The 586-nt window shown below is 51.4% G+C and carries 1 pseudogene; it reads right to left on the minus strand.

The window, feature by feature from the left end:
* Nucleotides 1-586, minus strand: a pseudogene (locus AC0QH1_RS00415) (hypothetical protein); the annotation flags it as partial.

Here is a 586-nt window from a genome sequence, read left to right on the forward strand (position 1 = left end):
AACCGCTTTCCGGCTAGTTTATCCGCCACTGGAGACAGCAACATCTCACTCAACTCAGTCGCAGAAGCATTGACTTTCGGGAGGTTGGGAGAAACAACCAGATTGCGACTTTCCCCCCGATAGTCGGGATTTTGCATTAACCGATAAAATTGTTGTGCCAGTTCCTCAATTTCAGCCCGGGGGGGTAACTCGTACACCGTTAAACTCTCCGGAGTGACCGCCCAGAGGAAACTGCGGTCTGTGCCGAGAGAATATTGTAAGAGTAAGGTATCTTTATCGAGTACCTGCTGCTGAATTTGTTCGGCAGTTAGGGGTTGAGGTTGAGTGAGAGCGGCATATCGGGGAGAGGTTTGCCGGATTTGCGCCCTGAGAGCATCCAGTTGTCGCAATAAAGTATCCAGTTCTTGTTTGATAGCATTAGCTTGTTCCGGGGTATGTTCCCCGGAGAATAGTTCCATGCGCCGGGATTCAGTAGCATTGATGCGCTGCTGTAAGTTCGCTTCCTGTTCGCGTAATTCCGGGTCTACGCCAGTGCGGATATCGGCATTGGCTTCGGCGAGAATTTCTAACAACGTGCGAGCGCGGG

Source organism: Phormidium sp. CCY1219, from assembly GCF_055795085.1.